12 protein-coding genes are annotated in these 14372 nt (G+C 72.2%); 8 read left to right on the top strand and 4 right to left on the bottom strand.

The genetic code is table 11. The annotated features are described in order from the left end of the window. Positions 1–22: 22 nt before the first annotated feature. The 6 genes from AC067N_RS22560 (at position 23) to AC067N_RS22535 (ending at position 8856) form a co-directional block, all read left to right on the top strand. The gene (locus AC067N_RS22560; RefSeq protein WP_478680665.1) at positions 23–1168 is read left to right on the top strand and encodes a sensor histidine kinase; all 1146 of its coding nucleotides are present in this window, start codon (positions 23–25) and stop codon (positions 1166–1168) included. Between the two features lie 136 nt (positions 1169–1304). Next, positions 1305–2426 carry a phenylalanine--tRNA ligase subunit alpha gene (pheS, locus tag AC067N_RS22555; protein WP_478680664.1) on the top strand — a complete coding sequence of 374 codons (1122 nt, stop codon included), beginning with the start codon at positions 1305–1307 and terminating at the stop codon, positions 2424–2426. After that, positions 2426–4939, top strand: a complete 2514-nt coding sequence (pheT, locus tag AC067N_RS22550) for a phenylalanine--tRNA ligase subunit beta (RefSeq protein ID WP_478680663.1) — start codon at positions 2426–2428, stop codon at positions 4937–4939. The genes pheS and pheT overlap by 1 nt, the downstream gene beginning before the upstream one ends. A gap of 524 nt (positions 4940–5463) precedes the next feature. Continuing rightward, positions 5464–6441 (top strand): PP2C family protein-serine/threonine phosphatase, encoded by a 978-nt coding sequence (locus tag AC067N_RS22545; protein WP_478680662.1) that lies wholly within the window; start codon positions 5464–5466, stop codon positions 6439–6441. A 430-nt stretch (positions 6442–6871) separates the two neighbouring features. Then, positions 6872–8212, top strand: a complete 1341-nt coding sequence (locus AC067N_RS22540) for a transcriptional regulator (RefSeq protein ID WP_478680661.1) — start codon at positions 6872–6874, stop codon at positions 8210–8212. 98 nt (positions 8213–8310) lie between these two features. Continuing rightward, positions 8311–8856, top strand: a complete 546-nt coding sequence (locus tag AC067N_RS22535) for an NUDIX hydrolase (RefSeq protein WP_478680660.1) — start codon at positions 8311–8313, stop codon at positions 8854–8856. A 27-nt stretch (positions 8857–8883) separates the two neighbouring features. Here AC067N_RS22535 and AC067N_RS22530 read toward each other — a convergent pair whose 3' ends face one another. Next, positions 8884–9141, bottom strand: a complete 258-nt coding sequence (locus tag AC067N_RS22530; protein WP_468099600.1) for a hypothetical protein — start codon at positions 9139–9141, stop codon at positions 8884–8886. Positions 9142–9359: 218 nt separating this feature from the next. Beyond that, positions 9360–10235 (bottom strand): 3-hydroxybutyryl-CoA dehydrogenase, encoded by an 876-nt coding sequence (locus tag AC067N_RS22525; RefSeq protein ID WP_478680659.1) that lies wholly within the window; start codon positions 10233–10235, stop codon positions 9360–9362. A gap of 191 nt (positions 10236–10426) precedes the next feature. Here AC067N_RS22525 and AC067N_RS22520 point away from each other — a divergent pair, with 191 nt between their 5' ends. After that, positions 10427–11665, top strand: a complete 1239-nt coding sequence (locus AC067N_RS22520; protein ID WP_478680658.1) for a glycoside hydrolase family 10-like protein — start codon at positions 10427–10429, stop codon at positions 11663–11665. Between the two features lie 13 nt (positions 11666–11678). On the opposite strand, the gene AC067N_RS22515 is transcribed toward AC067N_RS22520, so the two are convergent. Next, entirely contained in the window at positions 11679–11873 is a 195-nt protein-coding gene (locus AC067N_RS22515; protein WP_478680657.1) for a DUF1918 domain-containing protein, read from the bottom strand. Between the two features lie 89 nt (positions 11874–11962). Continuing rightward, a complete protein-coding gene (locus AC067N_RS22510; protein ID WP_478680656.1) occupies positions 11963–12895 on the bottom strand; it encodes a DMT family transporter in 933 nt (310 codons plus the stop codon). Between AC067N_RS22510 and AC067N_RS22505 the strand changes: the two genes are divergently transcribed. Beyond that, complete coding sequence (locus AC067N_RS22505) at positions 12894–14369, top strand: aminotransferase-like domain-containing protein (RefSeq protein WP_478680655.1); 1476 nt, start codon at positions 12894–12896, stop codon at positions 14367–14369. The genes AC067N_RS22510 and AC067N_RS22505 overlap by 2 nt on opposite strands. The last annotated feature ends 3 nt before the right edge of the window (positions 14370–14372 follow it).

Here is a 14372-nt window from a genome sequence, read left to right as displayed (position 1 = left end):
AACGGAGAGGTGGGGTACGGGGATGAGGGTCGGCACGAGCAGCACACTGGGGGGACGCGATGTGCGCGCCACACCCACGCCGCCGCACGCCGAGACCGCCGGACTCGGCATCGACCCCGACGACCTCCCCGACGGGCTCGTCGTCGCCGACGAACAGGGCCGCGTGATCTGCTTCAACGCCGCCGCCGCCCGGATCACCGCCGTCCCCGCCGCCGACGCCCTCGGTCTGCCCCTGGAGCGGGCGCTGCCACTGGAGGACCTCGAAGGCCGCCGCTGGTGGCAGCTGACCGACCCGTACGGGGGCCTCGCCATCCGCGTCGGCCAGCCCGAGCGGAACCTGCTGCTGCCCGGCGCCCGCGAAGTCCTCGTGTCGGCCCGCTACATCCGTACGGAACCTACCGGGCCCGTTCGCCGCGTCGTCGTCTCCCTGCGCGACACCGAGGCCCGGCGCCGCACCGAACGCAGCCACGCCGAGCTGATCGCCACGGTCGCCCACGAACTGCGCTCGCCGCTCACCTCCGTCAAGGGGTTCACCGCGACCCTGCTCGCCAAATGGGAGCGGTTCACGGACGACCAGAAGAAGCTGATGCTGGAGACCGTCGACGCCGACGCCAACCGGGTCACCCGGCTGATCGCCGAGCTGCTCGACATCTCCCGGATCGACTCCGGGCGGCTGGAGGTGCGCAGGCAGCCCGTCGACATGGGCGCGGCCGTCGGACGGCACATCCAGGCGTACGTCGCCGCGGGACAGCCCGCCGACCGGTTCCTGCTGCGGATCGAGCAGCCGCTGCCCGACCTGTGGGCCGACCCCGACAAGATCGACCAGGTGCTCAGCAACCTGCTGGAAAATGCGGTGCGGCACGGCGAGGGAACCGTCACGATTGACGTCACGCCCACGGCGTCCCCCCGAGAAGGGGAAGGCCATCAAGCTGCTGCTACGTCGGTCACGGTGAGCGACGAGGGCACCGGTATCCCGGAGGAGTCCATGAACCGCGTCTTCACCCGCTTCTGGCGGGGCAGCAAGCGCGGTGGCACCGGCCTCGGGCTCTACATCGTCAAGGGCATCGTCGAAGCCCACGGCGGCACCATCACCGTCGGACGCGCCCCGAGCGGCGGCGCCGAGTTCCGATTTACGTTGCCCGTGGGGGCCCCGGCCTATCTGGCCTAGCCGCCCGCGGGCGCGTTCGCACACCTCAACCCCGTTAGACTCGGCCTTTGGCACCTTTGTGTCCCAAAAACCGTGACGAACTGTCCACGAGTCGGTACGGGGACCATCCGCCAGCCAATCGGAAGCACGGGAAGAGATGTCGGCACCGAATAAGTCGTACGACCCTGTAGAGGTCGAGGCGTTGAAACCGGAAGAGATCGAGCGCATGCGGGACGAGGCGCTCGCCGCCTTCGCCGCCGCGGACTCCCTCGACGCGCTCCAGGAGGCCAAGGTCGCCCACACCGGGGGCACCTCCCCGCTGGCGCTCGCCAACCGCGAGATCGGCGCCCTGCCGCCGCACGCCAAGGCCGCCGCCGGAAAGCTCGTCGGCCAGGCCCGAGGCGCCGTGAACAAGGGCCTCGCCGCCCGCCAGGCCGAACTGGAGGCCGAGCGCGACGCGCGCGTCCTGGTCGAGGAGGCCGTGGACGTCACGCTGCCCTACGACCGCGTCCCGGCCGGCGCCCGCCACCCCCTCACCACCCTCTCGGAGCGCATCGAGGACGTCTTCGTGGCCATGGGCTACGAGGTCGCCGAGGGCCCCCAGGTCGAGGCCGAGTGGTTCAACTTCGACGCCCTCAACATCGGCCCGGACCACCCGGCCCGCGGTGAGGCCGACACCTTCTTCGTGCAGGGGCCGGACGGCGGCACCGAGTCCGGCGTCGTCCTGCGCACCCACACCTCGCCCGTGCAGATCCGCTCCCTGCTCGACCGTGAGCTGCCGGTGTACGTGATCTGTCCCGGCCGCGTGTACCGCACCGACGAGCTGGACGCCACGCACACCCCGGTCTTCCACCAGGTGGAGCTGCTCGCCGTCGACGAGGGCCTGACCATGGCCGACCTCAAGGGCACGCTCGACCACATGGTCCAGTCGCTGTTCGGCGAGGGCATGAAGACCCGGCTCAGGCCGAACTTCTTCCCGTTCACCGAGCCGTCCGCCGAGATGGACATGGTCTGCTACGTCTGCCGCGGCGAGTCCGTCGGCAACCCCGACCGGCCCTGCCGCACCTGCTCCAGCGAGGGCTGGATCGAGCTCGGCGGCTGCGGCATGGTCAACCCCAAGGTGCTCACCGCCTGCGGTGTCGACCCGGAGAAGTACAGCGGCTTCGCCTTCGGGTTCGGCATCGAACGGATGCTGATGTTCCGCCACAACGTCGAAGACATGAGAGACATGGTCGAGGGTGACGTCCGGTTCACCCGGCCGTTCGGGATGGAGATCTGATGCGGGTCCCGCTTTCCTGGCTGCGGGAGTACGTCGACCTGCCGGCGACCGAAACCGGCCGTGACGTCCAGGCCAAGCTCGTGTCGGCCGGCCTCGAGGTCGAGACCGTCGAGCAGCTCGGAGCCGACCTCAAGGGCCCCCTCGTCGTGGGCCAGGTGCTGACCATCGAGGAGCTGACGGAGTTCAAGAAGCCGATCCGCTTCTGCACCGTCGACGTCGGCACCGCCAACGGCACGGGCGAGCCGCAGGAGATCGTCTGCGGCGCCCGCAACTTCGCCGTCGGCGACAAGGTCGTCGTGGTCCTCCCGGGTGCCGTCCTGCCCGGCGGTTTCGCGATCTCCGCCCGCAAGACCTACGGCCGCAACTCGCACGGCATGATCTGCTCCAGCGACGAGCTGGGCATGGGCGACGACGGCACCAAGGGCATCATCGTGCTGCCGCCGGAGACCGAGGTAGGCAAGGACGCGATCGAGCTGCTGGAGCTGGTCGACGAGGTCCTCGACATCGCCGTCACCGCCAACCGCGGCGACTGCCTGTCGATCCGCGGCGTCGCCCGCGAGACCGCCATCGCCTACGGTCTGCCGCTGCGCGACCCGGCGCTCCTCGACGTGCCCGGCCCGAACGCCTTCGGTCACCCCGTGCAGGTCTCCGACCCGCTCGGCTGCGACCGCTTCACGGCCCGCACCGTCACCGGTCTCGACCCCGAGGCGCGCTCCCCGATCTGGCTCAAGCGCCGGCTCCAGAAGGTCGGCATGCGCCCGATCTCGCTCGCCGTCGACATCACCAACTACGTGATGATGGAACTCGGCCAGCCGCTGCACGCCTACGACCGCAACCTGGTCCAGGGCACCATCGGCGTCCGCCGGGCCGCCGAGGGCGAGAAGATCGTCACCCTCGACGGCGTCACCCGGAAGCTGCACGCCGAGGACCTCGTCATCACCGACGACCGCGGCCCCATCGGCCTCGCGGGCGTCATGGGCGGCGCCGACACCGAGATCGCCGACCACGACGATCCGGAGAACGCGTCCACCGAGGTCGTCATCGAGGCCGCCCACTTCGACCAGATCTCCATCGCGCGCACCGCCCGCCGGCACAAGCTGTCCTCGGAGGCGTCCCGCCGCTTCGAGCGCGGCGTCGACCCGCTCGCCGCGTCCGCCGCCGCCCAGCGCACCGTCGACCTGCTGGTGCTCCTCGCCGGCGGCACCGCCGACGCGGGCGTCACCGAGGTCATCGCCCCGTCCGCGCCGCACACCATCGCGGTCCCGGCGGACCACCCCGACAAGGTCGCGGGAGTCGGCTACGGCCGCGAGACCGTCGTACGCCGCCTCCAGGAGGTCGGCTGCGACGTCTACGGCCAGGACGAGCTGATCGTCACCGTCCCGTCGTGGCGGCCCGACCTCGCCGACATCAACGACCTGGCGGAGGAGGTCATCCGCCTGGAGGGCTACGAGAACCTGCCCTCCACGCTGCCCAAGCCCCCGTCGGGCCGCGGTCTGACCCACCGGCAGCGGCTGCACCGCCGGGTCGGCCGGGTACTCGCCGGCGCCGGGTACGTCGAGGCGCCGAACTACCCGTTCATCAGCGAGCAGGTCTTCGACCAGCTCGGGCTGGACGCCGACGACCCGGCCCGCCGCGTCGTCCGGCTCACCAACCCGCTGAGCGACGAGGAGCCCGCACTCCGCACGTCCCTGCTGCCGGGCCTGCTGGGCGCCCTGCGGCGCAACGACGGCCGGGGCTCGCACGACCTGGCGCTCTTCGAGACCGGGCTCGTCTTCCACCCGCGCACCGAGCAGGGCGTCGCCGTCTCGCTGCCCGTGGACCGCCGGCCCACCGCCGAGGAGATCGCGACGCTGAACGCCGCGCTGCCCGAGCAGCCGCGCCATGTCGCCGTCGTCCTCGCCGGTGCCCGTGAGCAGGCCGGCTGGTGGGGCAAGGGCCGTCCGGCCGACTGGGCCGACGCGGTCGAGGCGGGGCGCGCGGTCGCCCGTGAGGCCGGCGCGGAACTGATCGTCCGCAAGGGCCAGTACGGGCCCTGGCACCCGGGTCGCTGCGCCGAGTTCGTGGTCGTCGTCGACGGCGCCGAGCGCGTCGTGGGCCACGCCGGTGAGCTGCACCCGCGCGTCGTGAAGGCGCTGGGGCTGCCCGCGCGCACCTGCGCCGCGGAGCTGGACCTGGATGTGCTGGAGCGGGTCGGGGACGACACACCGCAGGCGCCGAGCATCTCCTCGTTCCCGGTCGCCACGCAGGACGTCGCGCTGGTCGTGGACGAGTTCGTGCCGCACGCCGAGGTCGAGGCCGCGCTGCGCCAGGGGGCGGGTGAACTGCTCGAGGCGATCCGGCTGTTCGACGTCTACGAGAACGCGGAGCAGCTCGGTGAGGGGCGGAAGTCGCTGGCGTACGCGCTCCGCTTCCGGGCCGGGGACCGGACGCTGACCGTGGACGAGGCGTCCGCGGCCCGGGACGCGGCGGTCGCCCTCGCGGGCGAGCGCACGGGGGCCGTGCTGCGGAGCTAGCGCCCGCGGCAGGCAACGTTTGCCCGTCAAGGAGCGGCGTCTGGTGCGTGCTCTCGGCGTGCCGGGCGCAAGCCCTCGTACTGGACCGTACTTGGGCTTGTGCCCGGTGCGGCGAGAGTGCGTGCCGGGCGTCGCGACGGGGCGAACGCTGCCTGTTGCCGCACTAGGACGCTCAGGGGCGCGGGGAGCTGCGGATTTCCGGCGGCTGCGGATTGTCCGTGGCCGGCGCGCGGTCCCCGCGCCCCTTTTCGGGCTTCGCCCCCTCGACATGGCGCGGCCCCCACCTCCCCACCATGATCACCTCACTCATTCGAGTGAGAAGTTCGGGCGATCTGGCCCGAACGGGGCATTCGGCCGACAGAATCGGACCGGCCTCTCTGGGCCGTACCGCTGTCAGGGCCTGATGGGGGGCCAACGGCATGATTCGAATCAGGACAGGGACACCCCCTCGGGCATGGGTCCGAAGGCGCCCCCCGTCCGATCGGCGGTCTGTCCGACGGGCGCTGGCATGGGGGTTGCCGGCGGTGTGGGGCGCGACGGCGATCACTTGCAGACGCGCCTGCCCGCCGGCGCAGGACAAGGGGCTCGGCCCCCGGCTCGCCGGCAACGCCGTGTTCCTCGCGGTCGGCGCCGGGCTGGTGCTGCGGGCCGGGCAGGTGATGCTGCGGGAGGTACGGCGGGCGCGCCGCGTCGCCGGCGCCGCGCAGAGCGTCCTGCTGCGGCCGCTGCCCGCCCGGATCGACGGACTGGCCACCGCCGCCGCACAGCTCTCCGCCGACCGCGGCGCGACCGTCGGCGGCGACCTCTACGAAGTGATCGCCACCGAACACGGCGTACGGGTCGTGATGGGCGATGTCCGCGGCCACGGCCTCTCCGCCGTCGGCACCGTCGCCGCCGTGCTCGGCGGCTTCCGCGAGGCCGTCCACGACGAGACCGAACTCGCCGGCGTCCTCACCCGCCTCGACCGCGCCCTCGCCCGGCATCTGCGGGACCGCGCCCGGACCGAGGACACCGAGGAGTTCGTGACCGTCCTCCTGCTGGAGATCGCCCACGACGGCGAGGTCCACGCCCTCAACTGCGGCCACCCCTGGCCGTATCTGCTGAGCGCCGGCCGGGTGGACCTCATGGCCCCCGCCGACCCGCTGCCCCCGCTGGGCGTGTTCCCGCTGCCCGCGGACCTGCCGCCCACCCCGTGCGGCCGGCTCCTCCCCGGAGCGACCCTGTTCCTGCACACGGACGGGGTGGAGGACGCGAGGGACGCCGAGGGCCGCTTCTTTCCCCTGGCGGCCACCCTGGCGGAAACCGCCCGGGGCCGCCCCCTCTCGGCCCATTCCGTACTGCGGGCGGTACTCACCCGGCTCCTGCGCCACGCCGGAGGCAGGCCGAAGGACGACATCGCCATCCTGGTACTCCGCAACGAACGCGCACTCGCCCCGCGGGGAATGAGGAACCGCGCGGCTGTCGGCGCCGCTCCCGGCCCCGGGCAGAAGGGTGCTTCCTGAACGAGCAGGAGCGTTGTCCCCCTCGGGTCCCGCCGCGTCACGCTCACCACCCGTACCCGCGCCCCACAACGCCGACTGACGGCCGACGTGCTCAGGGTGGCCGGGACGGCGCAGCCGAGGCGGAACAGGCGGGTGGGGGACAGCATGACGTCACCGGCACACTCGGCCGGAGCCGTCCGTCCGGGACGCCGAGCGCTCCGTGGTGACGCGCGATCAGCGGCTCGCGTCTTCCACCCGGCCAGGGCCACCGCGCTGTACGAGGGGGAGCCGGTGGCCCCGCCGGCCTCTTGCGAGGCACTCCAGTCAAGCGGTCCGCGACTCTGCGCGACAGCGCGCGTACAGCCCGAATCCGGGCACTCCGTTCACACCCCGTGTGAAGAGGGAGGCGCTACGCTGCCAGTCGCCGGCACCGAGCCACCGGAGGGCCTCCATGCAGCCCAACACCCTGCTCGACGCGATCCTCGACGAAGCCGGTATCTCGCACGCCGGACTCGCCGCGCACGTCAACCAGGCGGGACGGGCGCGGGGCCTGTCGCTGAGATACGAACACACCGCCGTGGCGCGGTGGTTGAAGGGACAGCGACCGCGCGGTCAGGTGCCCGACCTGATCTGCGAGGTACTCGCCGGGCGCCTGCACCGGCCGGTCACCCTCGACGACATCGGTCTCGGTGTGCCGGGCGAGCCGACCTCCCCGCACGGCGCCGGGCTCTCCGGGTTCGTTGAGCGCGCCACCGCGCTCTGGCGCTCCGACGAACAGCAGCGCCCGCACGTCCTCGGCGCCCCCGCCGTCACCGGGACACCCGCCGTGATGCCGGTGTGGGAATGGGAGAACCCGCCGGAGGACGTCGACGTCTCCCGCGGCGGACGGCATCGCGTCAGCATGGCCGACATAGAGATGCTGCGCGCGGCCCGTTCGCACTACGAGCAGATGTACCGCAAGGCGGGCGGCATCGCGACGCGCACCCGCATCGTCGGCTTCCTCAACGCCGAGGCGGCACCCCTGCTGCGCGGCAGCTACACCGACGCCACCGGGCGCCAACTGCACCGGGCCACCGGCGGGCTGGTGGCCATCGCCGGCATCTGTGCGTACGACTCCGACGCGCACGGCCTCGCCCAGCGCTACTTCCACCAGGCCCTGCGGCTCGCCAAGGCCAGCGGGGACCGGGGGCTCGGCGCGTACGTGATCGCGCTGCTCGTCAACCAGTCCCTGTTCATGCGGGAGTACCGGCAGGCCGTCGCCTTCGCCGAGGCCGCGCTGCGCGCCGCCGGCAGGGACATCACCCCGGCGCTGGCCGCGGACCTCTACGCGATGCAGGCCAAGGCGTACGCGCACCTCGGCGACGGCACGAGCGCGCTGTCCTGCATCCGGCGGGCGGAACAGGCCGCCGAGCGCATCCGGCGCGGCCACGAACCCGACGAGACGGGCTATGTCCAACCCGGCCTGGTCAATGTGCAGGTGGCGGAGGCGCTGCTCAGCCTCGGCGATCTGACGGCGGCTGCGGAGCACGCGGCGGCGGCCGTCGACACCCCGGCGCACGACCGGGGGCGGGTGCACCGGCTCGCCATGCTCAGCCAGATCGAACTCCGCCAGGGCAACGCCGACAAGGCGGTGGCGACCGCCGTGGAAATGGCCGAGCGGGCGCGCGGAATGGAGTCCATGCGCCTGCGCGACAGACTGCGGGCGGTACGCGAACATCTCGTGCGAAACGGCTGCGCGGGGACCGCGGAGGCCGCCGAACTCATCGACGGGGCACTGCGCGTACCGCTCTGACACAGCGCTCCCCGCCCGGCCGTGCACCGTCCGTGCGCCTGCTGCCCGCACCCTCCTGCTGCGATATTGCCACTTACTCGGCGGAAGGTGGCAGAACCGTGCAGTGGACGAAACAGAGCGAACAAACTGTGTATTCGAACCGCTGGTTCAGCGTCAATCTCGCAGATGTCGTGTTGCCGGACGGGCGGCACCTCGACCACTTCCTGATACGGCTGCGGCCCGTCGCCGTGGCCACCGTGGTCAACGAGGCCAATGAGGTGCTGCTCCTGTGGCGGCACCGCTTCATCACCGACAGCTGGGGGTGGGAGCTGGCGGCCGGCGTCGTCGAGGACGGCGAGTGCGTCGCCGACGCGGCCGCCCGGGAACTGGAGGAGGAGACCGGATGGCGGCCGGGACCGCTGCACCACCTGATGAGCGTCGAGCCCTCCAACGGGCTCACCGACGCCCGGCACCACATCTACTGGGCCGACGAGGGCGCGTACGTCGGTCACCCGGTGGACGACTTCGAGTCGGACCGCAGGGAATGGGTTCCCCTGAAGCTCGTGCCCGACATGGTCGCCCGGGGCGAGGTCCCGGCCGCCAACATGGCGGCCGCACTGCTTCTCCTGCACCACCTGAGGCTCGGACAGGACGCGGGGCACTGATTCCCGCGTGCGTTCCGCCTGTGCCGGTCAGCGGCCGACGGCCTGCCAGATGGCCACCACCAGGGCTCCCACGGCTGTGAGGGCCGCGACCGCGGGCAGCGGCCAGCGGGAGTGCTCCAGGGTGACGACCCGTGTGCTCAGGTCGTCCAGCTCCTTGGCGGTCTGTTCGGCACGGTGGCTCAGCAGGGTGAGCCCTCCCTCGACGCGGGCGTGCGCCACGTCCAGGCGGCGGCGTAACTCTGCGAGTTCACCGTGGACCACGGGATGCTCGGGGTCGATGGCCACGAGTCCGCTCCTTTCTGTAGTCGTCTCGGTAGTCGTCACATCCCTTGCATGCGCACGGCAAGTCAACTCGGCTGGTGGGTGCGTGGGGAGCGTGTGCGAGCGGCATATGCGTGTCCGCCGCGCACACGGTGTGTGAATACGACGGGCCCGGCACCCTTTCCGGTGCCGGGCCCGTGCGAGGGACCGCTTCTCACGGTCCGTGGTCACGCAGAGGGTGATCAGCTGTAGGTGTAGAAGCCCGAGCCCGTCTTCCGGCCGAGCCGCCCCGCGTCCACCATGCGCTGGAGCAGCGGGGGAGCGGCGTACAGCGGCTCCTTGTACTCCTCGTACATCGAGTTGGCGATCGAGACGATCGTGTCCAGGCCGATCAGGTCGGACAGCTTCAGCGGTCCCATCGGGTGGGCGCAGCCCAGCTCCATGCCGTTGTCGATGTCCTCGCGGCCGGCGATGCCCGACTCGAACATCCGGATGGCGGAGAGCAGATAGGGCACGAGCAGCGCGTTGACCACGAAGCCCGAGCGGTCCTGCGCGCGGATCGCGTGCTTGCCGAGGAGCTTCTCCGCGAACAGCTGCGCCCGGCCGAGGGTGCCCTCGGAGGTGGTGAGGGCAGGGATCAGCTCGACGAGCTTCTGCACGGGGGCCGGGTTGAAGAAGTGGATGCCGATGACATGGTCCGGACGCGAGGTGGCGACCGCGAGCTTCACCAGCGGGATGGAGGAGGTGTTGGAGGCGAGGATGGCGTCGGGGCGGGTCACCACCTGGTCCAGCACCTGGAAGATCTCGGTCTTCACCTGCTCGTTCTCCACGACCGCCTCGATGACGAGGTCGCGGTCGGCGAACTCCCCGAGGTCGGTGGTGAAGCTCAGACGTGCCTGGGTGGCGTCCCGCTCCGCCTCGCTGATCTTGCCGCGCTCGGCCGCCTTGGAGAGGGAGTTGAACAGCCGGGTACGGCCGATCTCCAGGGCTTCGCCGGTGGTTTCGGCGACCTTGACGTCCAGACCGGCGCGGGCGCACACCTCGGCGATGCCCGCTCCCATCTGGCCGCAGCCCACGACTCCGACTCGCGCGAGATCTCCCGTTGGGAAGTCCGTCACATCGTCCCTTTCGCTGGTCCACGTGGCTGGCAGATACCCCGGGTGCGGGCCTGTGCCAAACCTGCACGTTACCTCCGGCCGCTACCGATCAGTATCGCGGGTATCACATGGAAGGCTGGCTTGCGAACGGTCCGCGATCAGGCGGACACGGAGCGGTACGCGGAGGTACGAGGATGCATCGGAAGCCACGGATGTCACGTCGGGCGTTCTGGACGACCGCGGTCACGACCCTCGTGGCGGCGGGCGGGCTGGCGGCGGGCACCGCCGTCGCCGGTCAGGAGCCCGCCCGCCGCAGACGGGTCTCCGGCGAGCTGCGCGGTATGTGGCTGGCCACCGTCGCCAACCGGGACTGGCCCTCCAAGCCGGGCCTCACCGCCGCCGAGCAGCGTGCCGAGCTGCTCGCCCACCTCGACACCGCCGTGGCGCGCCGCCTCAACGCCGTGATCTTCCAGGTCCGCCCCACGGCCGACGCGCTCTGGCCCTCCCCGTACGAGCCCTGGTCCCAGTACCTCACCGGCACCCAGGGCCGGCACCCCGGCTGGGACCCGCTGGGCACGGCGGTCGAGGAGGCCCACGCCCGGGGGCTGGAGCTGCACGCCTGGTTCAATCCGTACCGGGTCGCCAACCACACCGACCCGAGCCGTCTGGCGGCCGGTCATCCGGCCCGCGTGCACCCCGACTGGGTCGTCCCCTACGGCGGGAAGCTCTACTACAACCCGGGCATCCCCGCCGTGCGCGCCTTCGTCCAGAAGGCCATGCTCGACGCGGTGCGGAAGTACCCGATCGACGCGGTGCACTTCGACGACTACTTCTATCCGTACCCGGTCGCCGGCCAGGTCTTCGACGACGACGCGGCGTACGACGCCCACGGCGGGAGTTTCCCCAACCGGGCGGCCTGGCGGCGTGACAACATCGACAGGCTGGTGAGGGAGATGGCGGCGCAGACCAGGTCGGTCCGGCCCGGCACCCAGTTCGGCATCAGCCCCTTCGGGGTGTGGCGCAACGCGGCCACCGACCCACGCGGCTCGGACACCCGGGCCGGGGTGCAGACGTACGACGACCTGTACGCCGACACCCGTAAATGGGTCCGGCGGAACTGGATCGACTACATCGTGCCGCAGCTGTACTGGAACATCGGCTTCGCCGCCGCCGACTACGCCAAGCTGCTGCCCTGGTGGGCCGAGACCGCACGCGACACCGGAACGCGCCTCTACATCGGCGAGGCGCTCTACAAGGCCGGTGACCCGGCGCAGCCCGCGGCCTGGCAGGACCCCGCCGAGCTGTCCCGGCACCTGTCCCTGGCCCGCGACGTACCCGAGGTGAGCGGGCATGCGTTCTTCGCGGCCAAGGAGGTGACCGCCGACAGGATCGGGGCGATGGCGCGCGTGGTCGCCGACCACTACCAGCAGCCGGCGGAGCCACCGCGCTGATCCACCACCGGTTCTACTGCCGCGGTTCCCTGTGCCGGATCTCCGTGTCGGGGCCGGGTGAGCAGACGCCCTCGTGCCCGTCCTGGAAACGGACGCGGTACGGGGGGTTCCCCTCCTGGCCCATGACCTCGACGATCTCGCCGACCTTGTCGTGTTGCCCGACCACCCTGCCGTGCTGGACAAGCTGGTCGCCCACGGTTGCACGCATCTTGGGGCCTCCTCACCAGGCGCGGGAGCATCGGTCCATGGCCTGAGTCTACGGCGGGCGGGCCCGATCGGATCCTGCCCGGACTCCGCTCAGCCTCGCGCCCGTTGGGTGACGGCGATGCACACCAGCACCGCCGCGGCCGTCAGCGGGGCGGCCACTGTCAGGTGCTCGCCCAGCAGCAGCACCGACCACACCAGTGTGAGCAGCGGCTGGGCCAGCTGCAACTGGCTGGCCCTGGGGATGCCGATCGCCGCCATGCCCCGGTACCACACGACGAGACCGAGGAACTGGGACCCGGCGGCCACCCACAGCAGCCCCGCCACGCTGTGCGCCGTCAGCTGGACGGGCTCATACGACAGGGCCAGCAGCGTTCCCGGCACGCTGAGGGGCAGGCAGAACACCAGCGCCCAGCCGATGACCTGCCACCCGGGCATCACCCGGGCCAGCCTGCCGCCCTCGGTGTAGCCGGCCGCGCACACCAGGAGGGCGGCGAAGAGGTAGAGGTCGGCGGTGCCGATGGCGCCGCCGCTCTGGGTGACCGTGAACGCGAGGACGGCGGCGGCTCCGGCGAGCGCGGCGCACCAGAACGTACGCGAGGGCCGGGAGCCCATGCGCAGCGCCGAGAGCAGCGCGGTGGTCAGCGGGAGCAGTCCGACGACCACGGCGGCGTGCGCGGTGGTCGAGGTCTCCAGGGCGAGCGTGGTGAGGAGCGGGAAGCCGACGACCACTCCCGCGGCCACCACCGCCAGGCCCGCCCAGTGCCGGCGGCCGGGCAGCGGCACCCTCAACGCCAGCAGACAGCCGCCCGCGATGACGGCGGCGAGGGCGCTGCGCACGGCGACGAGGGACCAGGGGCCGAAGCCCTCCAGACCCCAGGCGGTCGCCGGGAAGGTGAGGGAGAACGCGACCACGCCGAGGGCCGCCTGAAGCGTGCCGCCGCTGCTCCGGTGGCGGCGGGCGTCGGCCGCATCGGTGCCGACCGCTACTGTTCGCCGGTCGATAGCGCTACTCTGTGCTCTCATGCAAGAGCGTAGCAGTGTCGCGGAACTGGTGGAACAGCTCCGAAAGGAGCTCGACCGCTACTCGCCCGGTGGAAAGCTGCCATCGAGCCGGGTACTCGTCGACCGCTTCCGGGTGAGCCCGGTGACCGTCTCGCGGGCCCTGGCCCGACTGGCTGCCGAGGGCCTGGTGGTGACCCGGCCCGGCGCGGGCGCGTTCCGGGCCCGGCCGCGCGAGACCGGGCCGGCGGCCGTGGGGGACACCTCCTGGCAGGAGGTCGCGCTGAGCGCGGACGGCACCGCCGAGCCGACACCGCGCACGGTCGACGCCTCGGGCGTCCTGGTCTCGCTCGCCTCGCCGCCGCCCGGCGTGATCGAGTTCAACGGGGGCTATCTGCACCCGGCGCTGCAACCGGAACAGGCCATGGGCGCGGCCCTGTCGAGGGCCGGGCGACGACCCGGCGTCTGGGCACGGCCCCCCGTCGAGGGCGTCCCGGAACTGCGCGAGTGGTTCGCGCGGAGCATCGGCGGGGCGATCACGGCGGCCGAGGTGATCGTGGCGGCGGGCGGCCAGTCGGCGCTGACCACGGCCCTGCGCGCGCTCGCGTCGCCAGGCGCGCCGGTGCTGGTCGAGTCGCCCACGTACCCCGGCATGCTGGCCATCGCCCGGGCCGCCGGTCTGCGCCCCGTCCCGGTGCCGGTGGACCCGGACGGGGTGAGGCCGTCCCTCCTCGCCGACGCGTTCAAGGCGTCCGGCGCCCGGGTGTTCGTCTGCCAGCCGCTCTTCCAGAACCCCACCGGAGCCGCTCTGTCCACCGAGCGGCGCGGCGAGGTGCTGCGGATCGCGCGCGAGGCGGGCGCCTTCGTGATCGAGGACGACTTCGTCCGCCGGCTCGTCCACGAGGACGCGGGACCACTGCCGCCGCCGCTGGCCGCCGACGACCCGGACGGTGTCGTCGTCCATGTGTCCTCACTGACCAAGGCGACCTCGCCCAGCTTCCGGGTGGGTGCGCTGGCCGCCCGGGGGCCGGTCCTGGAACGGCTGCGCGCCATCCAGGTGGTCGACACCTTCTTCGTGCCGCGCCCCCTCCAGGAGGCCGCCCTCGAACTCGTCGGCTCGCCCGCCTGGCCGCGCCATCTGCGGGCGGTGTCCAGGGAGTTGAAGAACCGTCGGGACGCGATGACCTCCGCGCTGCGGCTGCACCTCCCCGAACTCGCCCTGCCCCACATCCCCTCCGGCGGCTACCACCTGTGGCTCCGCCTGCCCGACGGCACCGGGGGCACGGCCCAGGCGTTCGGCTCCGAGGGCGAGTCCGCCCTGGTCGCCTCCGCCCTTCGCGCGGGCGTCGCCGTCACCCCCGGCCGCCCCTACTTCAGCGCCGAACCCCCGGCCGCGCACCTGCGTTTGAGCTTCGCGGGCGTCAGCGGAACGGGGGAGATCGCCGAAGGCGTACGGCGGCTGAAGGCGGCGGTAAACGGTTCGACAGCGGGCCTGTGACCT

It is taken from the genome of Streptomyces sp. NPDC042364 (assembly GCF_056437585.1).
Note: the sequence above shows the minus strand (reverse complement) of the source record. Positions and strands in the feature narration are given on the sequence as shown.